This is a genomic window from Micromonospora narathiwatensis (assembly GCF_900089605.1).
GTDB classification, from domain to species: domain Bacteria; phylum Actinomycetota; class Actinomycetes; order Mycobacteriales; family Micromonosporaceae; genus Micromonospora; species Micromonospora narathiwatensis.
Map to the genome: position 1 here is coordinate 3,320,293 of NZ_LT594324.1, position 23,737 is coordinate 3,344,029.

The window sequence follows — 23,737 nt, forward strand, 5'->3', positions numbered from 1 at the left end:
GCAGGCGCCCCGGCGCGACCGGAGCGCCTGCCCACCCCGGAAGGACCCCCCATGGCAGTGCCCGACACCGTCGTCGCCCGCCGACGGGCGACCACGGCACCCCCGACAGCGACGGCCGGCGCCCGGCGCCGCCCGTCCCGCCGCGACGCCGCGTACTGGCTCTACCTGGTTCCCGGCGCGATCCTCTTCCTGCTCGTCATCGGCGGACCCCTGGTCTACACCGGCTATCTGTCCCTCACCCGGTGGTCCGGCGTCGGCGACCCCACCTTCATCGGCCTGGACAACTACCGCGACCTGCTGCACGACGACGTGTTCTGGACCTCGTTCAAGAACACCCTCGCGATGATCGTCGCGATGGTGCTGCTGCCCACCCTGATCGGGCTGGTACTCGCCGCGGTGCTCTTCGACACCATCGGACGCCGGTTCCGCCCCCGCACCGCCGCCGCGCTGCGGGCCGCCTTCTACCTGCCGCAGGTGCTGCCAGTGGTGGTGGCCGGCATCGTCTGGGGTTGGATCCTGCGCCCCGACGGCGCGTTCAACGGCCTGCTCGACACCGTCGGCCTCGGTTCGCTGCGCCACGACTGGCTCGGCGACCCGGACACCGCGCTGCCCGTGGTGATGGCGGTGATGATCTGGGTGCAGCTCGGCTATCCGGTGGTCGTCTTCATGGCGGCGCTGGAGCGGGTCGACCCGGAACTCTACGAGGCGGCGGAGATCGACGGCGCCGGCTGGTGGCGGCGGTTCCGGGCGATCACCCTGCCGCAGATCCGGCCGGAGACCTTCGTGGTCGGGCTGACCTGCACCATCGCCGCGATGAAGGTGTTCGGGCCGATCTACGCGCTGACCCGGGGCGGCCCGGAGAACGCCACCAACGTCCCGTCCTACTTCGCCTACTACACCTTCTTCAAGAAGCTGCACGTCGGCTACGGCTCCGCGATCTCAATGGTGCTCACGCTGATCATCGTCGTGGTGAGCGTGCTGTTCATCCGGGCGCAGAACCGCGCCGAGCGGCGGGACGGGGAACTCTGATGGTCGCCACGCTCACCCCGGCCGCCGCCACCCGGCGGGCACCGGACCGGCACCACCGCGGCGTCACCCGGTGGATCGTGCTGGCGCTGGTCACCGCCGCGGCGCTGGCGATGCTGGTGCCGTTCGCGTTCATGCTGCTCAACGCCTTCAAGTCGCCCGGCGACTACTCGACCAACGGCCCGCTGAGCTGGCCGTCCGAGTTCTACACCAAGGGGCTGCGGACGTACTGGGAGCAGGTCGACTTCCCGCTGAAACTGTGGAACTCGGTCCTCATCGCCGGCTCCGTCGCGGTGCTCGCGGTGCTCGTCTCGCTGCTCAACGCGTACGCGTTGGGCGTCGGCCGGGTCCGCGGCCGACTCTGGATCATCGGCCTGTTCCTGCTGGCCAACATGATCCCGCAGGAGTCGCTGATCTACCCGCTCTACCACCTGGCCAAGGAGGCCGGGCTCTACAACACCCGCCTCGCCGTGATCATCATCTTCACGGTCATCCAGAGCGCGTTCGGCACGTACCTGCTCGCCTCCGTGCTCGGCACCTTCCCCCGCACGCTGCTGGAGGCGGCGGCGCTGGACGGCGCCGGCAAGTGGCGGATCCTGTGGCGGGTGGTGCTGCCCAACCTGCGGCCCACCCTCTCGGTGCTGCTCGTCTTCTTCTTCATCTGGACCTGGAACGAGTTCCTCATCCCCCTGGTCATGCTCATCGACAACCAGACCCAGACCGTCCCGGTCGCGCTCGCGTCATTGCAGGGCGACCGGCTGATGGACGCCCCGACCACCAACGCCGGCGCGCTGCTCAGCCTCGTACCGGCGATCCTGTTCTTCCTCATCTTCCAGCGCACCCTGGCGCGCGGCATCACGGCTGGAGCGGAGAAGTGAAGTTCACCGACGGATACTGGCAACTGCGTCCCGGGGTCAGCGTGCTACGCCCCGGCACGGTGGAGTCGGTGGAGCCGGACGAACGCGGGTTCACCGTGTTCGCGCCCACCGGCCGGATCACCGGGCGCGGCGACACCCTCAACCGGCCGGTGGTGACCGTACGGTTCTTCTCCCCCGCGCCCGGCGTGGTCGGGGTGACCATCGGCCACCACTGCGGCGGGCTGCCCCGCGAGCCCCGGTTCGCCCTGGCCGAGTCCACCGACCATCCCGTACACGTGGAGGTCACCGGGCTCACCGCGACGCTGACCACCGGCGAACTGTCCGCGCGGGTCGCGCTGGTCGGCCCATGGCGGGTCGACTTCCTGCGCGGGGACCGGCCGGTGACCTCCTCCACCGAACGCAGCGTCGGCATCGTCACCGACGCCGAGGGCCACAAGTACGTGCACGAGCGGCTGGCGCTGGGCGTCGGCGAGACGATCCACGGCCTCGGCGAACGGTTCGGCCCGTACGTGAAGAACGGTCAGACCGTGGACATCTGGAACGCCGACGGCGGCACAGCCAGCGAGCAGGCGTACAAGAACGTGCCGTTCTATCTGAGCAGCGCCGGGTACGGGGTGTTCGTGGACCACCCGGAGCTGGTCTCCTTCGAGGTCGGCTCGGAGGTGGTGTCGCAGACCCAGTTCAGCGTGGCGGGGCAGTCGCTGACCTACCACGTGATCGACGGCCCGACCCCGAAGGACGTGCTGCGCCGGTACACGGCGCTGACCGGGCGGCCGGCGCGGGTGCCGGCGTGGTCGTACGGGCTGTGGCTGTCCACCTCGTTCACCACCTCGTACGACGAGAAGACGGTGACCGAGTTCATCGACGGGATGGCGGAGCGGAACCTGCCGCTGTCGGTGTTCCACTTCGACTGCTTCTGGATGCGGCAGTTCCACTGGGTCGACTTCGTCTGGGATCCGGAGACCTTCCCCGACCCGGAGGGCATGCTGCGCCGGCTGCACGAGCGCGGCCTGAAGGTCTGCGTCTGGATCAACCCGTACATCGCGCAGCGGTCGTACCTGTTCGAGGAGGGCCGGCGGGCCGGCTACCTGGTCCGCAACCCGGACGGCTCGGTCTGGCAGTGGGACAAGTGGCAGGCCGGCATGGCGCTGGTCGACTTCACCAACCCGGACGCGGCCCGGTGGTACGCCGGCAAGCTCAAGGTGCTGCTCGACATGGGGGTCGACTGTTTCAAGACCGACTTCGGCGAGCGCATCCCGACCGACGTGGTGTGGCACGACAGCGCGGACCCGCAGCGGATGCACAACTACTACGCGTACCTGTACAACCGGACCGTCTTCGAGCTGCTGGAGGCCGAGCGCGGCGCGGGCGAGGCGGTCGTGTTCGCCCGGTCGGCGACGGCCGGCGGGCAGCAGTTCCCGGTGCACTGGGGCGGCGACTGCGAGTCCACCTTCGTGGCGATGGCCGAGTCGCTGCGGGGCGGGCTGTCGCTGGCCGCGTCCGGGTTCGGGTACTGGAGCCACGACATCGGCGGCTTCGAGGGCACACCCGACCCGGCGGTGTTCAAGCGGTGGATCGCCTTCGGCCTGCTCTCCTCGCACTCCCGGCTGCACGGCTCCGGCTCGTACCGGGTGCCGTGGGCGTACGACGAAGAGGCGGTCACCGTGCTGCGCCACTTCACCCGGCTCAAGCTGCGCCTGATGCCGTACCTCGCGGCGGCGGCCGAGGAGGCGCACTCCGACGGGGTGCCGGTGCTACGGCCGATGATCCTGGAGTTCCCCGACGATCCGACCGCCGCGTACCTGGACCGGCAGTACATGCTCGGCCCGGACGTGCTGGTGGCGCCGGTGCTGAGCGCCGACGGGCAGGTGACCTACTACGTGCCGGCCGGCACCTGGACCCATCTGGTCAGCGGCGCGCGGGTGACCGGTCCGGGCTGGGTCACCGAGAAGCACGACTTCGACAGCGTGCCGGTGCTCGCCCGGCCCGGCGCGGTCGTCCCCTTCGGGGCCGTCGAGGACCGGCCCGACTACGCCTGGGCCGACGACGTACGGCTGCGGCTCTACGCGCCGGTCGAGGGGCAGCGCACCCGGGTTCGGGTCCCGGCGCCGGCCGGCGGTGTCGGAGCCGAGTTCGAGGTGCGGTACGACAACGGGAGCGCCACCGTCGACCTGGTGGCGGGGGCATCGTCGGGTTATCTGGTGGAGGTGGCGGAATGAGCGGGTTCGTGTTTCCGGAGGGCTTCGTCTGGGGCTCCGCGACGGCGGCGTACCAGATCGAGGGGGCGGCGAAGGAGGACGGCCGGGGGCCGTCCATCTGGGACACCTACAGCCACACCCCGGGGCGTACCCGCAACGGGGACACCGGCGACGTGGCGGCCGACCACTACCACCGCTGGGCCGAGGACGTGGAGCAGATCGCCGCGCTCGGGCTCGGGGCGTACCGGTTCTCGATCTCCTGGCCCCGGGTGCAGCCCGGCGGCTCGGGCGACTTCAACGCCGCCGGAGTGGACTTCTACTCCCGGCTGGTGGACCGCCTGCTGGAGCTGGGCATCGCGCCGGTGGCCACGCTCTACCACTGGGACCTGCCGCAGGAACTGGAGGACGCCGGCGGCTGGCCGGCGCGGGACACCGCCGCACGGTTCGCCGACTACGCCGCCGGCATCGTCGGGGCGCTCGGCGACCGGGTGCACACCTGGACCACGTTCAACGAGCCGTGGTGCTCGGCGTACCTCGGTTACGCCTCCGGGGTGCACGCGCCGGGGCGCACCGAACCGGCTGCGGCGCTGGCCGCCGTACACCACCTGAACCTGGCGCACGGCCTCGCCGGCCGGGTGATCCGGGACCTCGCACCGGCGGCCCGGCTCTCGGTCACGCTGAACCTGCACGTGATCCGGCCGGCGTCGGACTCGGCGGCCGACCGCGACGCGGTGCGCCGGATCGACGCGCTCGCCAACCGGGCGTTCCTCGGGCCGATGCTGGACGGCGCGTACCCGGCGGACCTGCTCGCCGACACCGCGGCGGTCACCGACTGGTCGTTCGTACGCGACGGCGACGAGCGCACCGCCGCGGTGCCGCTGGACGTGCTCGGGGTCAACTACTACGCCACCACCCTGGTCCGTGCCTGGGACGGGGCCTCGCCCAGGTCGGAGGCGGACGGGCACGGCGCCTCGGCCCACACCCCGTGGGTGGGCGCCGGCGACGTCGAGTTCCTGCCCCAGCCGGGTCCGCACACGGCGATGGGCTGGAACATCGACCCGGGCGGCCTGACCGAGCTGCTGCTGCGGCTGCGCCGGGAGTACCCCGGCCAGCCGTTGATGATCACGGAGAACGGCGCCGCGTTCGACGACGTCGTCGCGCCGGACGGCGCGGTCCACGACGACGAGCGGGTGGACTACCTGCGCCGGCACATCGCCGCGGTCGGCGACGCGCTGGCGGGCGGGGCCGACGTCCGGGGGTATTTCGTCTGGTCGCTGCTGGACAACTTCGAGTGGGCGTACGGGTACGACCGGCGGTTCGGCATCATCCGCGTCGACTACGACACCCTCGCCCGCACCTGGAAGGACAGCGCCCACTGGTACCGCCGGCTGGCCACCACCAACCGGCTGCCGGACGCCTGACCGGCCACGGGAACTGCTCGCCGCGCGGGCGAGCAGCCCCCGCGGCGTGATGGCGGTGCGGGCGTCGGCGCTCCACGAGAGTCACCTGGCGTGAAAGGTCAAGCACCCGTCACTCGCGTACAAGGAGCGTGCGCCGATGCCTGCCAGGCTGTGTTGGACAGTCCAGGTCAGGCCCGGCACCTCCTGCCGGGCCTTACACGAAAGGTGCCAGTCCATGCATCTTCGGAGACGACTCCCCGCAGCGGTCTTCGGTGCCGCGCTCGTCACCACCGGCCTCGCCGCTCCGGCACAGGCGTCGGCCGACAACTTCGCGCCCGCGGCCAACTGCCGCCAGCACTCCCACACGGCCAAGGACAACACGATCGGCGGCCCCGCCAAGTCGAGCGTGCCCATCCGCAGCGCCGGCCCGTACTCGGACTGCTCCATCGACGGGTACGTCGCGAGCGGCACCAACCTCGCCTACCACTGCTACGTCGTCAACGACGTCGGCAACACCTGGACCTGGGTGCGGGTTCCGGGAACGTCCATCGCCGGCTGGGTCTGGGACGACAACCTGCTGGGGTACGGATCGGGCGTGCGGTGCTGACGGCTGCGTAGGGGTCCGACAGCGGCACTTCAGGCCAGAGCGGTGGCATGCGGCCTGACCAGGACGGCCCGGGGGCGACAATTCGTCCCCGGGCCGTTCTTCTGTACGGCAGCCACACCCGACTTCGGGGAAGAGAGCCGCTCAGGAATAGTGCTTTCGGTAGTCCTTGGGGGACATGCCGTAGGCGCTGCGGAAGAGGCGGCTGAAGTGGGCGGCGTCGCTGAACCCTCGCCGGAACGCGACCGACTGGATCGTTCGGTGCGCCTGGCGCGGATCGGCCAGGTCGTGGCGGCAGTGTTCGAGCCGGCGATGACGTATCCACCCGGCCAGGGAGAGGCCCTCGTTCTCGTACAGCCGGTACAGGGCACGGACCGAGATCCCGTGCGCGGCGGCGATCACCTGCGGGGACAGCTCCGGGTCGTCGATCCGCCGCCGGACGAAGTCATGGATACGCAGTCGCAGTACCCGCTGGTGCGTTTCCGGCGCGGAGCGGGAGTCGGTCAGGCGTTGGCCGTGCAGGAAGGCGGTCAGGAGGTCCACGGTGACCGTGGACAGCCGGGGTACGTCCGGCGTCCGGTAGTGCTCCGCGTGCCGCACCAGATCGACGAGGTAGCGGGTGAGGAGGGCCCCGAGCCCTGCCCGACCGGGCATCGATGTCCCGAAGAGTGACGCGGCGGCCTTCGACGCGGGAAGCAACTCCGCCGGCAGTTGCACCACCAGTCCTTGGACCGGCTTCCGATTACGGACACGGAAGGGCTGTGAGCTGCTGTAGAACAGTGTTTCTCCCGCACGGACGAAGGAGGAGCCGCTGGTGAGGTCGAATTCCACGCCGCTGCTCAGACTTATCCACACGGCCAGTTGCCCCGGATCATGGCGGCGGATCAGCTTCGGCGACCGGTAGGATTCCAGCGGCGAGAACGCCAGACTGGTCACCTGGACGTCGCCGAGTGCCACCATTCGCACCGACGCCTGGAACTCGTCCGGGTGCTCGGAACGCGTGACCGCCGGGATGAGGCCATTGGTGACCTCCTGCCAGGCGGCGAAGCGTTCCGTCTGCGGCAGAAATTCGGTCCGGAACTCTGCATGGATCTTCATCCACAACCCCGCGTCCTTCAGGCACACGCCAGCGAGCTGTGACCCGGCCACCCCACTCGCTCCAACGACTGCCGCCAATCTCGCATTCCGAACTGATCGTCGTAAATGCCCGTGGAAGGTCAGTGGAGGCGTGTGGAAGGCGGGTGGAATCCGACGACTGCTGCTTCCACCACCGTCCGCCAGCACACAACATGCCAGGGTGCGATGCCACCCGAGGCATCAGCGCCGTCGTGCGCCGCGACTTTACGCGGCGCACGACGGCGCGGTGCGTCAGATCTTCGGCGAGATGGTGGTGATGTCGCCGGGCACCTCGGCGGCGTTCGCCGCGGTGATCAGCTCGTCGAGGGTCATGTCGTGGGTCGTCGCGTCCCACGGGTCCCATACCTTGAAGGTGCTGGTGTACTGACCCGTCGCACCGGCGGTGCTGTCGACCGATCCGTACCCGTAGATCATGACGTAGTGACGGAGCAGGCCGCTGCCGCCGGACGTACCCCAGGGCAGCAGCTGGGGCTTGACCAGCAGGATCGACGGTTGGCCCTGCTTGATGCCGCGGCGGACGCGGTCGATGCCGTACTCCAGGGGCAGGTTGCGGTCGCCGAACGAGTACCAGCCGTAGAAGTCGTAGCCCATGCCGATCGGGGTGTTGCCCGACAGGGTGGACGCCATGTCAGACGGCAGGGTGCCGGTGGAGCTGGTGTGTGACTCGCTCGCCAGCTCGTTCTGGCTGGGCACGGTCGAGATGCCCATGGTCGCCGCGGCGGCCTGCAGGGTCCCCGGGCCGCAGTAGTTGCCCTTCTCCTGGGCCCAGCCGCGCAGCTTCAGCACGCCGGTGTGCAGCTCGGGACGCTCGCTGCCGCCGGAGGTGACGGTCGCGTCGGCGTCCGCGCCGCCGTACTTGATTGTCTTCCAGGCGGTGACACATTTTCGCCAGGTGTTGGCCCTGAGCATGGTCGACTGGCAGACCACGGAGTCCCAGTCACCGGCGCCGCCGAGGTAGACGCTGGCGCGGACCACCTGGTCCTTGCTGGACCAGACCTCCAGCACCGACCGCACCAGGGTCCCACTGACCTCCTGACACAGCTGGTAGTCGACGCCGTTCGAGGACCTCTCGGCCGTGCAGGTGGCGTCGGACGTGACCGCACCGTTCTGCCACACGTCCGAGGAGTCGTTCACCGGGGCCACCACGCCGTAGATGTTCTCGTGGGTCGGCCCGGGGCTGTACGGGTCGTACGGGCCGACGACCTTGACCTGGTCGCCCCAGTTGCCCTCGATGGTGGTGATCCGTCCGTCCGGCTCGACACCGGCGACCACGCCGATGTGATTGCTCGTGCCAGGGCTGCTACCGAACAGCACCACGTCGCCGGGCCGGATGTTGTTCTTCGAACGAAGCAGGCCGCGTGCCTGACCCCACGTGTAGAAGGTGCCGCTGTACGGGAAGAACACGTTGATGCCCGCCTGACGCCAGGTCCAACTGGCGAACATGCTGCACCAGGCCCAGCCGCACTGGACGCCGTTCTGGCCGTACGGGTTGCAGTTGTCGCCCCACTCGTGGACGCCGACCTGGCTGAGCGCGGCGTTGACGATCTTGTCGCGGATCTGCCGGTCGGACACCGAGCCGGGGGCCGGGTCGCCGGGCACCGACGGGTTGCCCGGGCCGCCGGTGGGCTTCGGATCGTTGTCGCAGCGGCTCATGACGATGTCGGTGGAGGCCGTGTAGACGTAGTAGTCGGGGACCCACAGTCCGTCGCTGGTCTTGTCCCAGATCGCCGAACCACCGTAGTTGAACTCGCCGTACGCCTGGCAGACGAGCGTAATGTAGCTGCCGCCTGGGTACTTGTCCTCGACCCTGGTCGAGCTGAGGCTCTTGCCCTGGTAGCCGTTGAGTGTCGTCTTCGCCAGGTAGCGGTTGCCGGCGCCGGACGGGCCGTCGTTGTCGCAGCGGTTCATGACGATGTCGGTGGAGCCGGTACGCACGTAGAAGTCGGCCACCCACAGCCCGTCGCTGGTCTTGTCCCAGATCGCCGAACCACCGTAGTTGGCCTCACCGTACGCCTGGCACATCACGGTGATGTAGGTGCCCTCGGCGTACCGGTCAACGACCTTGCTCGCGGACAGGCTCTTGCCGTGGTAGCCGTTGAGCGTGGCGCGGGTGAGGAACTGCCGCCCGCCGTTCGGGTTGCCGGCCACGCCGCCGTGGATCCCCAGGGACGAGCACGACGGCATACCGGGGATCCAGCCGTTGGTGCCGGTGGTGACGTACACGTCGGGCACCCAGTAGCCGTCGTACGTGTAGTTCCACAGCGTGCTGCCGCCGACGGCGACGCCGTAGTCCTGGCACTTCAGGTACAGCAAGCTGCCGGCCAGGTATGCGTCGGTGCGCACCCGGTCATTGGGATCGGCACTGCCTCGGCCGTCGATGTCCACCTTGGCCGAGTACGGGCCGTGGATGGTCCCCGTCGAGGCGTGGCCGTCGATACCCAGCGCCAGGCAGCGCGGCACACCCGGAACGAACCCGCTGTAGCCGGTGGTCACGTAGGCGTCCGGGATCCAGTGGCCCTCACGGGTGTAGTCCCAGATCCCGCTGCCGCCCATCGACGGGCCGGAGTCCTGACAGCGCAGGTAGATCTGCTCGCCGGTCGTATAGAGGTCGATGGCGTCGCGGTCGTCGGGGTTCATGCTGCCGCGCCCGTCGATCGCCGTCTTGGCCGGGTACGGCCCGTACAGCGGGAACGTGGGGTCGGCGTGTGCCGGCTGCGCCAGCACGACACTCGTGCCGATCGGCACGAGCACCAGCGCGAGGGCGGACAGCAGCATTCGTTTGAGGCGCAAGGGAAGCGACTCCTTCTCGGTGCGTACGCGATCTCCGCCTGTCCTGACGGATGATCATCAATCGCCCGGAAGGCTACCGTAGCCGGTCCGATAAGGATCGAGATGCCGCCGTCTCGGCGGCGACGACCCGACTGGTGTGCGGCCACCCACCGCTGTTTGGCGGGGGCCAACCGGCCCGTTCCGGACGGCGGACCGCCCGTCCGACGGAGGCCGCCCGTGACGCCCCTTGCGGTTGCCCGCCCTGGGCACCGACGCGCTGCTCGGCGACGGACAGTCCGTACCGGGCCATCAGCTCCATCGCGCTGGCCTTTCTTGATGGATGTTCTTGCGTCCGGCGAGCCAGTCGGTGAGTAGCCGGCCACGGCCGGTAACCCGGCTGGAGTGATCTCCAGATGCAGTGAACCGGCGGATCTGGTCGGGGTTACGGGACGATCGGGAGCAGGTCGTCGTCACGTCCGGTTTGGGGTAGCCCGGCGGCAGCGGCAATGGCCTCGACGGCCTCTTCGAGCTTGGTGGTCTCCGGGAGCACGAGTTCGTCGGGCCAGCCCAGGACGTCGTGGACGGCGTACCAGCCGTTCATGTGCTCGGCCGTGAACTCGCTGGCCTGCGGACGGGTCAAATGCCGCCGCAGTGTCTCGGGCAAGGAAACGTCGAGGTAGCAGAACAGCGATCGCCCCCGGTGACCCTCGCGCAGGGCGGCCAGCATGCCCCGGTAACGGTCGGTATGCATGATGCCCTCCAGCAGCACGTGGTAGCCGTGGTCGAGCGCGAACCGGACGGTCTGCGCGATCAGCGCGGGGGCCGCGCCGCCGGGCTTGTCCCGCTCGCGCAGCACGATGCGGCGCAGGTAGTCCTGCTCGACCAGGGCGCAGCCCCGGCCGTGCCGGCGCCGCAGCTCACGGGCGATGCTGCTCTTGCCCGAGCCGGAGTTGCCCCGGATGCACACGAGGATCGTGTCCGGGCTCCCGGTGAACACAGGTTCAACCCGCATGATGCCTCCTCGGGGTCAGTCGTTGCGCACGGCGAGGCCCAGAGCGTCGACGGCCAGTTGGGTGAGGTCAGGAAGTTGATCCTCGGTGAGGGTGACGCCGTGCAGATTGTCGAGGGGCGTCCTCAGCCCGTGGAGGCGGCTGCCCCGCAGGTCGGTGCCGTCGAGATGGCAGGAGTCCAGTTCCAGGCCGGCGAGGTCGCATGCCCGCATGGCTAGACCAGGAAGTCGACAGGTGGACCAGGTGGCATTGGTGAGGGTGCAGTCGGTGAAGGCGACTGAGCCGGCGGCGGTGACACGCTGGAAGGTGGCGTAGTCGAAGCGGCAGCCGTCGAACAGCACGTCCTTGAGGCGTACGTCGGTGAGTCTGGTGCCGGTGAACCGGGAGCCGGTGATCGCGCACCGGTCGATGGTGATGCCGGTCAGGGTCGCGCCGGAGAAATCGGTGCGGGTGATCTCGCAGCCGTAGAGGCTGCCGGCTTCCCAGGTGCTTCCGCTGAGGTCCCCACCGGTGATCCGGCTGCTGCGCAAGCGGCAATCCTCCAGCTGCACGCCATGCCAGGATGCGCCTTCGACAAGAGCGTCGGTGAGGCCGTCCCCCAATTCGGTCACGGAGTCGAGGTCGTCCGGGTCGAGATCAGGCAGCAAGATCCTCACGTCGCCGATCGTGGTGGTGCGCATATGTCCTCAACCTGTGTGAGCGCGGGGTGGGCACGCCACCCCGCGCGTCCCGTGTGTGGGTGGCTACTTCTTCTTGTTCCAGTTGTCCCAGCCGGGACGGCTGTCGAACTTCCTGCGGTTGTCCCAGGTGGATCGGTTGTCGAACTTCTCACGACGAGGTCCCCTCGCCCCGAATGGCCTCGGGCGTGGTGACTCGATAGGAGTCCGTGTGTCGAGCGGGCCAACCGAGGAACCGGTCGAACATGCCGGAGGCGCTGCCCGTCTCACTCGGATTGAGCTGGTGCAGATCGTCGATCGCGTCGTGCATGCAGCCCGCCATGTACAGGAACAGGCTCACCTGGTTGTCCCGGTACTCGGCCACAAGAGCCAGCTTCGCCGCCCCACACGGCCACGGCTGCCCGCACCGGCGACACAACCACAACGGACGCAACGGCAGATGCTCGACCACATCCGGCACGCTCCGGTGCGCCGAGGAACGGCGCTGCTGGCCGGTCACCGGCGATCACGCTCCCTAGCCTGCTGTTCGAACAGCCGGCACCACACATGGGTGAGCAACGGCGGATCAGCAGGCCGCACCTGCCACTGCGACGACGTGCACCCGGGCTCAGGCCGCCGGTGCTGGTCGGCGATCGCGTTACGCGAGGCGTACACCGTCATGCCGGCACCGCCGTTTGAAACGGTGAGCGGTGGGCTCGCCGGGGGAAAGGCGTGCCCACCGCCGCACCACGGCGGGTGGGAGCAGCCCGCCGGTCACCCACCCACGCAGCCCTCATGGCAGTACGCAGGCGAGGCTTCAACCGCACGCGTACGGGGGCGTCACGCGATGGCGCTGGCCATCGCGCTGAGGAACGCTCTTGCCTTCCGGCGGTCCCGTCGTTCATCTCCGGCTCCCTCCCTGGCGTGAGGCTGCGATTGCGTGCCGGCCACCTACTCCCGAGAACGGCGCACCAGCACGATCAGGTTCGCCCGCTGAGCGCGGCTATGGGGATGTCCCGGCGGTGCACTCACGGTGCACCTGCAAGCACGCCGAGTGCCGTTACGATCGTCCGGCCGATAACTGCTCGCAGCGAGAGGACGTGCGATGGCCGCGGTGACGACCTGGACCGGCCGGGAAGCGAACGCACTGCGCCAAGCGCTGCGGATGAGCGTTACCGGCTTCGCCGAGCACTTGGGCGCGGCCCGTCGGACGGTGGCCAAGTGGAGCAGCCAGGGCGACAAGGTCCATCTGCGTGCCGACATGCAGGCTGCCCTGGACACCGTGCTGGCGCGTGCGACCCCCGACGTCCGCGAACGCTTCGAAGCACTGTTGAGCACAGATACCAACGGTGCATTTGCGGATCCCGCGACGCCGACTATCACCGCCACGCACCTTCATACTGACGAAGGCAGCATTCACGACATCGACTCGGACGGCGACGTGCGGCGCAGAGACCTCCTGACAGGCGTCACGATCAGCGGCATGGCCCTGCCGAACGTCGCACTGCTGCTCAACGCACTGGTCACACCCCCCTCGAAACACCAACCAGTTGCCCTACCGCTTCGGCAGTTCGCTCAAGGTGTCTCCGCAGCCAAGACCGACTACCAGGCCTGCCGGTACGAGCAGCTTCTCGCCGGACTCGTGGCCCTGTTGCCCGCCCTGGAACCGACTCGCGCGGACACCGAAGGCGAGCAACGAGCGCAGGTAGACGCCCTGGCCAGCGACCTCTACCACGTCGCCGGCAGCGTGCTGCTCAAGGTCGGCGACAAGGGCATGGCCCTGGTCGCCGCCGAACGCAGCACCCGCGCCGCCTCGATCAGTCAGGACCCGGTGGCGATGGCCACCAGCGCACGGATCATGACCCACGCCCTCATGAGCAACGGCCACAGCCAACAGGCCAGGCAGCTCGCCGAAGACGCGGCCGAAACTCTTCGACGCGACACCCGGCTCGCCGCGACCGATGCGGTGGCCGTCCACGGCGCCCTGCTGCTGCGTGGTGCTGTCGCCGCCGCCCGTGACGACAACCGAGACAGCGCACAAGCCATGCTCGACGAGGCTTCCCATGCCGCTGGACGACTCGGCTACGACGGCAACGACCGGTGGACCGGCTTCGGCGCCACCAACGTCCTGCTGCACCGCGTCAACATCGCGCTGACCCTGGGCGACGCCGGCACCGCTATCGCCCTCGCCCGCCAGGTACCGCTCGACAAGATCGACCTCGCCGAACGCAAGGCATCCCTATTCGTCGACGTGGCTCGCGCCTACACGCAGTGGGGCCGCTACGAGCAGGGCCTGAACGCACTGCGCAGCGCCTATCAGGTGGCACCAGAAGAGATCCGGTGCCGGCCAGCGGTGCAGCGCATCGCCTGCGACCTGGCAGTCCTCACCCGCGGGCACGTCCGCACCGCCGCCCTCGGCTTCGCCCAGCACGCCGGGATCCAGGTATGACTCGCGGCCATCTGCAGATCGTCGTCTGCGCTGCTGGGCCCGCCGCAGACGTAACCCGGCTGATCGACGCCGCGACGAAACAGGCGTGGACAACAGCGGTCACCGCCACCCCCAGCGCCCTCGACTTCCTCGACGCGGAAGCGATAGAACAGCAGACGGGACACTCGGTCCGATCCACCTACCGGTCGTCCCCCGGCACCCGCCGCTCCCTCCCTACCGCGGACGCGCTCATCATCGCCCCCGCCACCTACAACTCGGTCAACAAGATCGCCCTCGGCATCGCGGACAACTACGCCATGATCACGATCGCCGAGTTGATCGGCCGGCAGGTGCCGACCGTGGTCGTCCCGTTCGTCAACGCCGCCCTGGCCACCCGCGCACCCTTCCAGCGTGCCGTGGCGAATCTCCGCGACGAGCGCATACGGGTCATCCTCGGGACCGACGACGGATGGGAGCCGCACCCGCCTGGCAGCGGCAACAGCCGCCAGCGGGCTTTCCCGTGGACGGCTGCGTTCGAAGCAGCGACCCGGATGGCCGGCGACCTGCCTGCCAGCAGCACCGATCGGGGCTGACCCACCTCGCGCGGAGACAGGAGGCAAGGTCAGACCCCGAGGTCAGCCAGCCGGTGGCTGTTGGCGTCCCCGGGCAGCCTCCACACCTGATCATTGGGCCAGTGTCGATACATCACACCCGTGCGCCGCCAGGGACTCGAACCCCCAAACCGGCGGATCAAGAATTCCCGGGCACGTCGAGCCCTCAGGCGCCGACACGCTGCTCGGGGACGGACAGTCCGTACAGGGCCATCAGCTCCGGGCTGTCGATCCGGCTGCCGTCGGCCACCGAGTCGCAGGAGATGTCGACGATCTGGTCCTTGTGCGCCAGCAGGTACGGCCGGGCGCCGACGTCGGCGCTGGCCAGGGTGGCGATGCCGGACCAGTGGCGGCGGCCGAAGAGCATCGGGTAGCCGCGCAGCCCGTCGTAGGTGGCGCAGACCAGCACGTCCGGGTAGGGCAGGGCGGCCACCCGCCGGACGGCGGCGGCGGTGAGCCCGGGCATGTCGACGGGCACCACGACGACGGCCTCGATCCCGTCGTCGGTCAGCGCGGCCAGCCCGGCCCGGATCGAGGAGCCGACGCCGGTCCCCCACGCGCGGTTTACCACCACGGTGGCGCCGGTCAGGTCCGTCGTCTCGCGGACCTGGTCGGCGGCCGCGCCCAGCACGACCACGATTTGCTCGCAGCCCGCCTCGCCCATTGTGTCGATCATCTGGCTGACCAGTGGTTTCTCCCCCTGGTGCAGCAACGCCTCGGGTCCGCCGATCCGACGGCCCCCACCAGCGGCGATGATCATTCCTGCGATCCGGTTCAGCGGTGCCCCCTCGTCCTGGGGGACGGAGCGGCGCAGCCGGCGTCCGGTCCGTCCCGTCGTACGCACACCGGACCAACGAGCGCCCCCGCGAGCGGGTAGCGGGGCAAAACGGAAAATTGTGCGACTATGCCGCGTCGGCGTAGCAGTCGACGACGGACAGGTCCAGCGGGAACCGGACCGGGGTGTCGCCGAAGAGCAGCCGGGTGGCCTGGGCGCCCGCGGCGGTGACCGCCGCCGCGACCGCGTCGGCCCGCCCGGCCGGGCAGTGCACGATCACCTCGTCGTGCTGGAAGAAGACCAGCTCGGCCCCGGTGCCGGCGAGGGCCGTACGGAGCGTGGCCAGCAGCGTGGACGCCCACTCGGCGGCGGTGGCCTGGATGACGAAGTTGCGGGTGAACCGGCCCCGGGAACGGGCCGCCCGGGCCCGGGGACCCTGCGGATCCGCCCCCGCGTCCGGGTCCGCCTCCTCCCCGTCGCCGAGGCCCACCGACCCGGGCGGGCAGGTACGCCCCAGCCACGACCGCACCAGCCCGCCCGCCTCCCCGGTGCGGGCCGCCGCCTCGACGTACCCGAAGGCGGTCGGGTAGTTGCGCTTGAGCACCGCGAGGGCGGGCAGCGCGGCGCCGCCGGTCTGCCCGTACATCGCACCGAGCAGGGCCACCTTGGCGCGGGCCCGGTCACCGCCGAAGGCGTCCCGGGCGAGGGCGGCGTAGAGGTCGCCAGCGCCACCGGCGGCGGCCAGCCGTTCGTCACCGGAGACCGCGGCGAGCACCCGGGGTTCGAGCTGCCCCGCGTCGGCCACCACGAACGTCCAGCCGGGATCAGCGACCACCGCGCGCCGGATCACCTTCGGGATCTGCAGCGCTCCACCGCCCCGGGTGGCCCACCGGCCGGAGACCACCCCGCCGGGCACGTACTCGGGTTGGAAGCGGCCACCGGAGACCCAGGCGTCCCGCCACGCCCAGCCGTGCGCCGTCCAGATCCGGTAGAGCTCCTTGTATTCCAGGACCAGCGGCGCCGCCGGGTGCTCCACCTCGCGCAGCACCCAGGCCCGGGTGTTCGGCAGCTCCACCCCGGCCCGGGCGAACGCCTTCAGCAGCTCCGCCGGGGAGTCGGCGTGCACCTGGCGTACGCCGAACGCCTCGGCGATCCCGGCGGCCAGCTCGGCCAGCCGGCGGGGCGGCCCGCCGACCGGCGACGCCTCGCCGAGCAGCTCGGCGAGGATCGTGTCGTGCACGTCGGCACGCCACGGCAGGCCGGCCGCCCCCATCTCGGCGGCGATCAGCGCACCGGCCGACTCGGCGGCGACCAGCAGCCGGAACCGGCCGGGGTGCGCGGTCGCCGCGATCCGGGCGAGCTGGTCGGCGTACACCCGGGTCAACGCCTCGATGCCCGGACCGGGCGGGCCGGACGGCGCGTCGAAGAGCGCGCCCTGGCCGTGACCGGGCGGCTCCGCCGGGCGGGGCGCCGGGTCGGCCGGCACCGGCGCGCCGGTCAGCCGGGCCCACGCGGCGGCGAGCGAGCGGGGCTCACCCCAGCGGCCGGCGTGGCCGAGCAGCAGCGCCTCGGTCAGCTCGACGTCGTGGCAGCGGTCCAGCCGGACGTCGGCGCGCAGCAGCGCCGGATAGATCGGGACGCCGGTGGCCCAGACCCATCGGGGCCGCTCGGCGGCCTCGCGGGCGGCCACCGCGGCGGCCAGGTCGGCCACCGGCTCGGCCGGACCGGTGGGTCGGCCGGCCGGGTCGAGGGGTTGCAGCACACCCCCGCCCCGCTCGTCGGACACCACCGCCACCAGCACGAACGTGATTCTGCCTCGCCCGTCTGACACTTCGGAGAAGGCAGGGCCCCTTCTTGACACGCGTCAAGAAGGGGCCGCTCCGAACCCGGGGGCCGGAGGGTTACTTGCCGACGCCGGCGGTGAGGCCGGACTGGACCTGGCGTTGGAAGACGATGTACACGATCAGGACCGGCAGCATGGCCATGGTGACGCCGGCGAAGAGGCCGGACCAGTCGGACTTGTAGCCCTGGTTGACCGACAGTTCGATCAGCCCCTGGGAGATCACCTGGTGCTTCGGCTCGCCGGAGAGCGACTGCATGAGCAGGGTCGGCAGGTACCACTGGTTCCACTGGCCGAGCACGTTGAAAATGCCGATGCTGATCAGGCCCGGCTTGGCCATCGGCAGCATGACGTTGAAGAAGGTCCGGGTGTGTGAGGCCCCGTCGACCATGGCCGCCTCGGCGATCGAGTGGGGCAGCGTCCGGAAGAACGAGTGCATGAAGAAGATCGTGAAGGACAGCGACCAGGCCACGTAGACCAGGATCAGCATCAGGTGCTTGTTCGGGCCGAGCAGCGGGAACACCACGTTCATGTTGTAGACGCCCTTGAACAGTGGCACCGCGGCGAGGTAGATCGGCAGGGTCAGCCCCGACAGGAACATCCAGTAGATCAGCCGGTTGCCGCGGAACTGATAGCGGGCCAGCGCGTAGGCCGCCATCGAGCCCAGCAGCATCGTCAGGGTCACGCTGCCGACGAGCACGAGCACCGTGTTCAGGAAGAAGCTGTCGATCCCGGCCGTCCACGCCCGAGCGAAGTTGTCCCAATGCAGCCTGCTCGGGATCAGGGAGAGCGGCTTGCGGATGACTTCCGAGTCGCTCTTGAGCGCCGACATCACCACCCACAGCAGCGGGTAGATGACCATCAGGGCCCAGACGACCAGGAACAGGTGGGAGAAGCCGTTGAAGATCCGGCTTCCGATTCCGGCCGCGCGGGGCTCGGCCCGCCGTGCGCGCGCCGGGTGGGCAGGCGTGGTGTGATCGGCTTGGCCGAGACCGTGCGTCGCCGTGCTCATCGTCGCGCCTCCTTCAGAACTCGATACGATCACGACGGGTGATCCTCAGCTGCACCGCGGCGAGCAGGATCGTGAAGATGGCCAGCGCCACGGCGATCGCGCAGGCGTAGCCGAACTGGCCCTTCTGGAACGCGTTGAACTGGATCACCGAGGCGAAGATCTCGCTGGCGTGGTTCGGCCCGCCCTGGCTCGGGGTCATGACGAAGACCAGGGCGTACATGTCCAGGGCGATGAAGCCCAGGTAGACCCAGGCCACCGAGACGGTGTCCCGCAGCAGCGGCAGGGTCACCCGGAAGAAGGTGTGGAACCGGCCCGCGCCGTCGAGGACCGCCGCCTCGTAGATGTCCTTCGGGATCGACTGCATGGCCGCGGAGAAGAGCACCATGTAGAAGCCGGCGCCGCTCCACACCGCGATGAGCAGCAGCCACCACAGCACCGCCGGCACGCCGAGGAACGGCTCCGGATCGGCGGTGAACGCGATGGGGTTCTCCGGGTCGACCAGTCCGATCTTGATGAGCAGGCCGTTGATCAGGCCCTGGCTGTCGGTGCGGTAGATCTGCTGCCACATGACGGCGATGACCACCAGCGACAGCACCTGCGGGAAGAAGAAGATCACCTTGTAGAGCCCGGAGCCGAACACCCCGCGGATGCCGGCCCTGTCCTCGCGTCCGCCCACGTTGAGCAGGAACGCGAGGAACAGGGCCAGCGCGATGGTGAACAGCGGCACGGTGACCAGGAAGAAGACGTTGTGCCAGAACGCCTTCCGGATCAGCTCGTCGGAGAGCAGCCGGACGTAGTTGTCCAGCCCGACGAAGTGCTGGGAATCCGAGTACCCGCCCCAGTCGGTCAGCGAGTAGCCCGCCGCCTGCGCGAATGGCCACACCACGTAGAACAGGTACAGCGCGACGGGCAGGGCAAGGAAGCCCGTGACGAAACGCGCGACACCGTGCCGCATTCGACTCACACTTCCGATCGGGTCAGGAGGTACGGGTCTGCTTCTTGATCGACGAGTCCTTGGCGACCTTGTCGGCGGCCGCCTGCATCTTGTCGACGAACTGCTGCGCGGTGAGCCGGCCGGCCATCAGCTCCTCGGACAGGTTCTGGCTCTCCTTGTCCAGGTCGGCGTAGAAGTCCTGGAACTTGACCGAGATGAGCTCGCTGCCGCCGTTCTTCATGAGGTTGTTCGCGCTGGACAGCGCGGAGTCCTGCACGTTGTCGCCGGAGCCCTTGGTGGAGGCCAGGGACTTGGTCAGCTCGGCGAACTTGGCCGAGCCCTCCTTCGACAGGATCGCCCGCAGGAACTCCTTGGCGGCCGCCTTGTTGGGCGCCTTGCTCGGCACGACGAAGCCCTCGCCGGCGGCGGCGAAGACGTCCTTGGGCGCCTTGTCGTCCGCGTTGGACCAGTAGTCGGAGATCGCCATGTCGAACCCGGGCGGGATGGTCGCCGCCATCTCGTTCTTCAGCCAGGTGCCGACCTGGATGAACGCCGCCTTGCCGTCGAGCCACGCCTGCTGCGACTGGGTGTGGTCGAGCTTGCCCGGCAGGAGCAGCTTGTCCTTGACCAGCTTCTCCCACGGCTCCAGCGCCTTGAGGACGCCGTCGGCCTTCCAGGCGTTGTCCTTCAGGTTGTCGATGTCGACGACCACCTGCTTGCCGGCGGTCTTCCAGATGCTCGCCATGAGCGCCCACCGGGGGTAGTAGCCGTGAGCCGCGTCGTGGACGTACGGCGCCATGCCCTTGGCCTTGATCTTCGGGGCGAGGTCGAAGAACTCGGCCCAGGTGGTCGGCGGCTGCCAACCCTCCTTCTGGAACAGGGCGGCGTTGTACCAGTTGCCCCAGACCGTGAACGCCACGTTCACGACGTAGAACTTGCCGTTCTGGGTGCCGTCGGACACCGTGCCCGGCAGCAGCGAGTCGGCTACCGTGCCCTCGCTGTCCCACGCGGGGGCGGTGAGCAGGTCGTCGAGCGGCTCGATGGCACCCTCGTTGATCAGCGTGCTGCGGTCCATCATGTCCGAACCCGAGTTCATGACCAGGTCACTCGGCTGCGTCGCCATCTTCGGCTGCTCTTCGGTCTTGATCTTCTGGGTGGAGCTCATGTTGACCGTGACGTTGGCGTGCTTGGCGTTGAAGATGACCTTGTCTTCCTTCGCCCACTGGTCACCGAGGCCGCCGTTGAAGACGACCACCTTGACCGCACTGCCGTCCTGCACGCCGAACGGGTTGTCCTTGCTCTTCGCGCCGCCCTTGTCCTCGGGCTTGCTCGGCTCGCTGCCGGCGCAGGCGCTGAGCAGGCCCATGGCCGGGGCGGCGAGCAGGCCGGCCGCGGCGGCCCGCTGCAGCAGGGTCCGGCGGCTGAGGTCGCCGAGGTTCTCGGGAGTAACCGACATCTTCGTCTCTCCTTGTGGTGTCGGGTCAGGCGGTCCGCCGGAGGCGTCCGGCGTACCGCGACTCGAGGGCGAGGTTGTGCTCGTCCCCACCGGGGACGTTGGCGGAGAGGTAGATAGGGGGTACCTCCCCGGCCTGGTGGAACCGTCGTACGACCTCGGCGGTCAGCAGCTGCGCCAGCAGCGCCGCGGTGACCGACGAGACCGCACAGACCGCGCCGCCGCCCTCGAGCGGCAGCAGTGCGTCGCCGTACGGCGCGCCGTTGTCCAGCACGACGTCGGCGAGGTCGGCGAGCCGGTGCCCGGACGGGTGCCGAGGAGCGACCCGGGCGCTGTGCTCGACCGAGGTGACCGCGATCAGCGGGTGGCCGTGCTCCCGGACCAGCGTCGCCAGCTCGACCACCGAGCCGTTGATGCCGGACTGGGAGGCGACCACGAACACGTCCTCGCGCTGCGGCGCCGCGAGGGCGTAGAGCTGGTGCGCCACCGCCGGGTCGCGCTCCAGCTTGGGGTCGGCGAGCACGTCGCGGGGCGCGTCGCCGTGCAGCACGAGATCGTGCAGGGAGAGTCGGTTGGTGGGGACCAGGCCACCGGCGCGGGCCACCAGCTCGGCGGCGAAGGCCTCGGAGTGGCCGGCGCCGAAGGCCTGGAGCACCCCGCCAGCGCGCAGCCCGGCGGCGATCAGGTCGGCCGCCCGGTCCACCCCGTCCGCCTGCGTGTCGACCAGCCGGTCGAGCACCGGGCGGACGGCGTCCGCGTACCGCTGGGCACTGATCATGAGGGGGTCCCCTTCGCGGCCTTGTGCCCGTCGACGGCCTGGGCGGTACGCCGGAAGGCCGCGTGGGCGCGGTCGTGGGTGCGCTGCGCCACCGCGATGTAGAGCAGGTCGAGCACGACGAGCTGCGGGTGCCGGGCGGAGAGCGCGTCGGGCCGGAAGGTGGTGGCCTGGCTGGCGGTGACCAGCACGATGTCGGCCAGCTCGGCCAGCGGCGAGCGGGGGAAGCCGGTCAGCGCCACGGTGGTGGCGCCCCGGCTGTCCGCCTCGGCGAGCATCTCGATGGTCTCCCGGGTCTGCCCGGTGTGTGAGATGCCGAGCGCGACGTCGCCGACGCCGAGCAGCGCGGCGCTGGCCAGCCCCTCGTGCACGTCGCTCCAGGCCCAGGCGGCCACCCCGATGCGGTGCAGGCTGAACTGCATCTCCTCGCCGACCAGGGCGCTGCCGCTGGCGCCGAAGATGTTCACCCGGCTGGCACCGGCGATGGCGACGGCGGCCTTCTCCACCTCGGCGAGGTCGAGCAGCGCGGCGGTGTCGTGCATGGCCCGGGTGTCGGCGGCGATGATCTGGTCGAGGACCCGGGACAGTGGATCGCCGGGCTGGATCTCCCGACCGATGTCGACGGTCCAGCCGGCGGAGCGCGCCCGGCCGGTCTCCGCCGCGATGCCGAGCCGCAGGTCGGCGTAGCCCTCGAAGCCCATCGCCCGGCAGAAGCGGGTGATGGTCGCCGGTGAGGTGCCGCTGCGCTCGGCCAGCTCCACGATGGTGGCCCGGGCCGCCGCCTCCGGGTCGCTGAGCACGTGCTCGGCGACTCGGCGCAGGGCGCCCGTCAGCTCCCCCGCCCCGGCCCGGACCCTGGCCAGCACACCGTCGGAGGAGACCGCCACCGCACCCCGCCGGTCGACCGCTTCGGCGTCGACCACCGCGGTCCCCGCGGAGGTGTCCACCTCATGATCAACCATGGGACGCCTTTCGGAAAAGAGTGTTAACTGTTAGTGGTAAAAGTTCTTACTGAGGGCCCCTCCGTGTCAAGGCCGTGGGCGAAGTTTTCAAACTGTTACCTGGCACACAACCGCACGCCCGCCGGTGGATCTTGCTTCGACCCGCCGGGCCGACCAGCATGAAGAGCCACCAGGCCCGAGCCCAGGGAGGCCCACCGGATGTCCGACAGCGTCGTGGTCGGCCTCGACGTCGGAGGTACGTCCACCCGCGCCGCCGCCCTCAGCCTCGACGGCGTACGACTCGGCACCGGCCGGGCCGGCGGCGGCAACCCGACCAGCCACGGCGCCGACCGGGCCGCCGCCGAACTGCTCGCCGCGCTGCGCGCCGCGCTCGCCGACATCGACCCGACCCGGGTACGCGCCGGCACCATCGGCCTCGCCGGGGCCGGCCGGCTCCTCGCCGACCCGCAGGGGCGGGCCGCCTTCGACCGCGCCTGGGCCGACGCCGGCCTACGCTGCCCGTACGCCGTGCACGGCGACGCCCTGGTCGCGTACGCCTCGGGCACCGCGGCCCCGGACGGCACCGTGCTCATCGCCGGCACCGGCGCGATCGCCGCCCAGGTTCACGACCTGCGCCTGGAGCGCACCGCCGACGGGCACGGCTGGCTGCTCGGCGATGCCGGCTCCGGATTCTGGCTGGGCCGCGAGGCGGTCCGCCGGCTGCTGTCCGACCTGGACCGCGCCGACCCGCCGGGCACGCTGGCCCACCGGGTGCTCGCCGAGCTGACCGGCTCAGCCGACGTGGCCGACCGGCCACGGACGACCGCCGAGGCCGTGGTGCAGGCGGTCACCCGACGTCCGCCGGTCGAGCTGGCCCGGCTCGCGCCGCTGGTGGTGGCCGCGGCCCGGGAGGGGGAACCGACCGCCCGGACGCTCATCCGGGAGGCCGCCGCGCTGCTCGCCGAGAGCGTCACCCGGATCCGGCCGGCCGGCGCGGCCGACCCGGTGGTGCTCGGCGGCGGGCTGCTCACCGGGGACACCCCGCTCGCCGACGCGGTCCGCGCCGAGCTGGCCCACCGCTGGCCGGACGCGCCACTGCGGACCGCCGGGGACGGCGCCGCGGCGGCAGCCTGGCTCGCCGCCCGCGAGCTGCCCGAGGTGACCGATCCGACGGCCCTGCACGCGCTCCTGGTCCCGCCGACCGCCTGACCCTCGCGCCTCGCGCCTCGCGCCCCGCGCCTCGCGCCCCGCGCCCGATAACCGAGGCTGGCCTTTGGAGCTGATATCACG

General features: G+C 70.3%; 22 protein-coding genes. 8 read left to right on the forward strand and 14 right to left on the reverse strand.

All coding sequences use genetic code 11. From position 1 onward, the window contains the following. Positions 1-51: 51 nt before the first annotated feature. The 5 genes from GA0070621_RS14085 to GA0070621_RS14105 all read left to right on the forward strand — a co-directional run bounded on the left by GA0070621_RS14085 (position 52) and on the right by GA0070621_RS14105 (position 6,109). Entirely contained in the window at positions 52-1,029 is a 978-nt protein-coding gene (locus GA0070621_RS14085; RefSeq protein ID WP_091195559.1) for a carbohydrate ABC transporter permease, read from the forward strand. Continuing rightward, positions 1,029-1,904: a carbohydrate ABC transporter permease gene (locus tag GA0070621_RS14090; RefSeq protein WP_091195561.1), complete on the forward strand. Its 876-nt coding sequence runs from the start codon at positions 1,029-1,031 to the stop codon at positions 1,902-1,904. The genes GA0070621_RS14085 and GA0070621_RS14090 overlap by 1 nt, the downstream gene beginning before the upstream one ends. Further along, entirely contained in the window at positions 1,901-4,123 is a 2,223-nt protein-coding gene (gene yicI, locus GA0070621_RS14095) for an alpha-xylosidase (protein WP_091195563.1), read from the forward strand. The genes GA0070621_RS14090 and yicI overlap by 4 nt, the downstream gene beginning before the upstream one ends. Next, on the forward strand, positions 4,120-5,523 hold the full coding sequence (locus tag GA0070621_RS14100) for a GH1 family beta-glucosidase (protein WP_091195566.1): 1,404 nt from the start codon (positions 4,120-4,122) through the stop codon (positions 5,521-5,523). Before yicI ends, GA0070621_RS14100 begins: the two co-directional genes overlap by 4 nt. Before the next feature lie 214 nt (positions 5,524-5,737). Then, positions 5,738-6,109 carry a hypothetical protein gene (locus GA0070621_RS14105; RefSeq protein WP_091195567.1) on the forward strand — a complete coding sequence of 124 codons (372 nt, stop codon included), beginning with the start codon at positions 5,738-5,740 and terminating at the stop codon, positions 6,107-6,109. A 141-nt stretch (positions 6,110-6,250) separates the two neighbouring features. Here GA0070621_RS14105 and GA0070621_RS14110 read toward each other — a convergent pair whose 3' ends face one another. The 7 genes from GA0070621_RS14110 to amcA (GA0070621_RS31195) form a co-directional block, all read right to left on the reverse strand. Then, entirely contained in the window at positions 6,251-7,204 is a 954-nt protein-coding gene (locus tag GA0070621_RS14110; protein ID WP_231921055.1) for a helix-turn-helix domain-containing protein, read from the reverse strand. 270 nt (positions 7,205-7,474) lie between these two features. Then, positions 7,475-10,033 carry a CHAP domain-containing protein gene (locus tag GA0070621_RS14115; RefSeq protein WP_157739992.1) on the reverse strand — a complete coding sequence of 853 codons (2,559 nt, stop codon included), beginning with the start codon at positions 10,031-10,033 and terminating at the stop codon, positions 7,475-7,477. A gap of 421 nt (positions 10,034-10,454) precedes the next feature. Continuing rightward, entirely contained in the window at positions 10,455-11,024 is a 570-nt protein-coding gene (locus GA0070621_RS14120) for a kinase (protein ID WP_091195575.1), read from the reverse strand. A gap of 15 nt (positions 11,025-11,039) precedes the next feature. Then, positions 11,040-11,702, reverse strand: a complete 663-nt coding sequence (locus GA0070621_RS14125; RefSeq protein WP_091195578.1) for a pentapeptide repeat-containing protein — start codon at positions 11,700-11,702, stop codon at positions 11,040-11,042. Positions 11,703-11,765: 63 nt separating this feature from the next. After that, positions 11,766-11,900 (reverse strand): multiple cyclophane-containing RiPP AmcA, encoded by a 135-nt coding sequence (amcA, locus tag GA0070621_RS31190; RefSeq protein WP_331715214.1) that lies wholly within the window; start codon positions 11,898-11,900, stop codon positions 11,766-11,768. Beyond that, on the reverse strand, positions 11,851-12,198 hold the full coding sequence (locus GA0070621_RS14130) for a hypothetical protein (RefSeq protein WP_091195580.1): 348 nt from the start codon (positions 12,196-12,198) through the stop codon (positions 11,851-11,853). The genes amcA (GA0070621_RS31190) and GA0070621_RS14130 overlap by 50 nt, the downstream gene beginning before the upstream one ends. After that, a complete protein-coding gene (amcA, locus tag GA0070621_RS31195) occupies positions 12,195-12,359 on the reverse strand; it encodes a multiple cyclophane-containing RiPP AmcA (protein WP_331715177.1) in 165 nt (54 codons plus the stop codon). The genes GA0070621_RS14130 and amcA (GA0070621_RS31195) overlap by 4 nt, the downstream gene beginning before the upstream one ends. A gap of 424 nt (positions 12,360-12,783) precedes the next feature. On the opposite strand from amcA (GA0070621_RS31195), the gene GA0070621_RS14135 reads away from it, so the two are divergent. After that, entirely contained in the window at positions 12,784-14,127 is a 1,344-nt protein-coding gene (locus GA0070621_RS14135) for a hypothetical protein (protein ID WP_091195583.1), read from the forward strand. Continuing rightward, the gene (locus tag GA0070621_RS14140; protein WP_091195585.1) at positions 14,124-14,699 is read left to right on the forward strand and encodes a flavoprotein; all 576 of its coding nucleotides are present in this window, start codon (positions 14,124-14,126) and stop codon (positions 14,697-14,699) included. The genes GA0070621_RS14135 and GA0070621_RS14140 overlap by 4 nt, the downstream gene beginning before the upstream one ends. 184 nt (positions 14,700-14,883) lie before the next feature. Here GA0070621_RS14140 and GA0070621_RS14145 read toward each other — a convergent pair whose 3' ends face one another. The 7 genes from GA0070621_RS14145 to GA0070621_RS14175 all read right to left on the reverse strand — a co-directional run bounded on the left by GA0070621_RS14145 (position 14,884) and on the right by GA0070621_RS14175 (position 22,468). After that, positions 14,884-15,477 carry a nucleotidyltransferase family protein gene (locus tag GA0070621_RS14145; RefSeq protein ID WP_091195587.1) on the reverse strand — a complete coding sequence of 198 codons (594 nt, stop codon included), beginning with the start codon at positions 15,475-15,477 and terminating at the stop codon, positions 14,884-14,886. Between the two features lie 142 nt (positions 15,478-15,619). Continuing rightward, positions 15,620-17,293 carry a bifunctional 3'-5' exonuclease/DNA polymerase gene (locus tag GA0070621_RS14150; RefSeq protein ID WP_167666900.1) on the reverse strand — a complete coding sequence of 558 codons (1,674 nt, stop codon included), beginning with the start codon at positions 17,291-17,293 and terminating at the stop codon, positions 15,620-15,622. Between the two features lie 100 nt (positions 17,294-17,393). Beyond that, positions 17,394-18,344, reverse strand: a complete 951-nt coding sequence (locus GA0070621_RS14155) for a carbohydrate ABC transporter permease (RefSeq protein ID WP_091195590.1) — start codon at positions 18,342-18,344, stop codon at positions 17,394-17,396. Between the two features lie 13 nt (positions 18,345-18,357). After that, entirely contained in the window at positions 18,358-19,299 is a 942-nt protein-coding gene (locus GA0070621_RS14160; RefSeq protein ID WP_091195591.1) for a carbohydrate ABC transporter permease, read from the reverse strand. A 22-nt stretch (positions 19,300-19,321) separates the two neighbouring features. Beyond that, a complete protein-coding gene (gene ngcE, locus GA0070621_RS14165) occupies positions 19,322-20,734 on the reverse strand; it encodes an N-acetylglucosamine/diacetylchitobiose ABC transporter substrate-binding protein (RefSeq protein ID WP_091195594.1) in 1,413 nt (470 codons plus the stop codon). Positions 20,735-20,759: 25 nt separating this feature from the next. Continuing rightward, positions 20,760-21,509, reverse strand: coding sequence for an SIS domain-containing protein (locus tag GA0070621_RS14170; RefSeq protein WP_091195596.1), 750 nt, complete (start codon positions 21,507-21,509; stop codon positions 20,760-20,762). Continuing rightward, positions 21,506-22,468 (reverse strand): MurR/RpiR family transcriptional regulator, encoded by a 963-nt coding sequence (locus tag GA0070621_RS14175; protein ID WP_091195598.1) that lies wholly within the window; start codon positions 22,466-22,468, stop codon positions 21,506-21,508. Before GA0070621_RS14175 ends, GA0070621_RS14170 begins: the two co-directional genes overlap by 4 nt. 198 nt (positions 22,469-22,666) lie before the next feature. On the opposite strand from GA0070621_RS14175, the gene GA0070621_RS14180 reads away from it, so the two are divergent. Beyond that, a complete protein-coding gene (locus GA0070621_RS14180; RefSeq protein ID WP_091195599.1) occupies positions 22,667-23,656 on the forward strand; it encodes an N-acetylglucosamine kinase in 990 nt (329 codons plus the stop codon). Positions 23,657-23,737: the final 81 nt, after the last annotated feature.

Bases quoted from the DNA above. Each gene is read 5' to 3' on its own strand.
- GA0070621_RS14085 (WP_091195559.1), top strand. From the start codon at position 52: ATGGCAGTGCCCGACACCGTCGTCGCCCGCCGACGGGCGACCACGGCA.
- GA0070621_RS14090 (WP_091195561.1), top strand. From the start codon at position 1,029: ATGGTCGCCACGCTCACCCCGGCCGCCGCCACCCGGCGGGCACCGGAC.
- GA0070621_RS14100 (WP_091195566.1), top strand. From the start codon at position 4,120: ATGAGCGGGTTCGTGTTTCCGGAGGGCTTCGTCTGGGGCTCCGCGACG.
- GA0070621_RS14105 (WP_091195567.1), top strand. From the start codon at position 5,738: ATGCATCTTCGGAGACGACTCCCCGCAGCGGTCTTCGGTGCCGCGCTC.
- GA0070621_RS14110 (WP_231921055.1), bottom strand. From the start codon at position 7,204: ATGAAGATCCATGCAGAGTTCCGGACCGAATTTCTGCCGCAGACGGAA.
- GA0070621_RS14120 (WP_091195575.1), bottom strand. From the start codon at position 11,024: ATGCGGGTTGAACCTGTGTTCACCGGGAGCCCGGACACGATCCTCGTG.
- GA0070621_RS14125 (WP_091195578.1), bottom strand. From the start codon at position 11,702: ATGCGCACCACCACGATCGGCGACGTGAGGATCTTGCTGCCTGATCTC.
- amcA (WP_331715177.1), bottom strand. From the start codon at position 12,359: ATGACGGTGTACGCCTCGCGTAACGCGATCGCCGACCAGCACCGGCGG.
- GA0070621_RS14135 (WP_091195583.1), top strand. From the start codon at position 12,784: ATGGCCGCGGTGACGACCTGGACCGGCCGGGAAGCGAACGCACTGCGC.
- GA0070621_RS14140 (WP_091195585.1), top strand. From the start codon at position 14,124: ATGACTCGCGGCCATCTGCAGATCGTCGTCTGCGCTGCTGGGCCCGCC.
- GA0070621_RS14145 (WP_091195587.1), bottom strand. From the start codon at position 15,477: ATGATCATCGCCGCTGGTGGGGGCCGTCGGATCGGCGGACCCGAGGCG.
- GA0070621_RS14155 (WP_091195590.1), bottom strand. From the start codon at position 18,344: ATGAGCACGGCGACGCACGGTCTCGGCCAAGCCGATCACACCACGCCT.
- GA0070621_RS14160 (WP_091195591.1), bottom strand. From the start codon at position 19,299: ATGCGGCACGGTGTCGCGCGTTTCGTCACGGGCTTCCTTGCCCTGCCC.
- ngcE (WP_091195594.1), bottom strand. From the start codon at position 20,734: ATGTCGGTTACTCCCGAGAACCTCGGCGACCTCAGCCGCCGGACCCTG.
- GA0070621_RS14170 (WP_091195596.1), bottom strand. From the start codon at position 21,509: ATGATCAGTGCCCAGCGGTACGCGGACGCCGTCCGCCCGGTGCTCGAC.
- GA0070621_RS14175 (WP_091195598.1), bottom strand. From the start codon at position 22,468: ATGGTTGATCATGAGGTGGACACCTCCGCGGGGACCGCGGTGGTCGAC.
- GA0070621_RS14180 (WP_091195599.1), top strand. From the start codon at position 22,667: ATGTCCGACAGCGTCGTGGTCGGCCTCGACGTCGGAGGTACGTCCACC.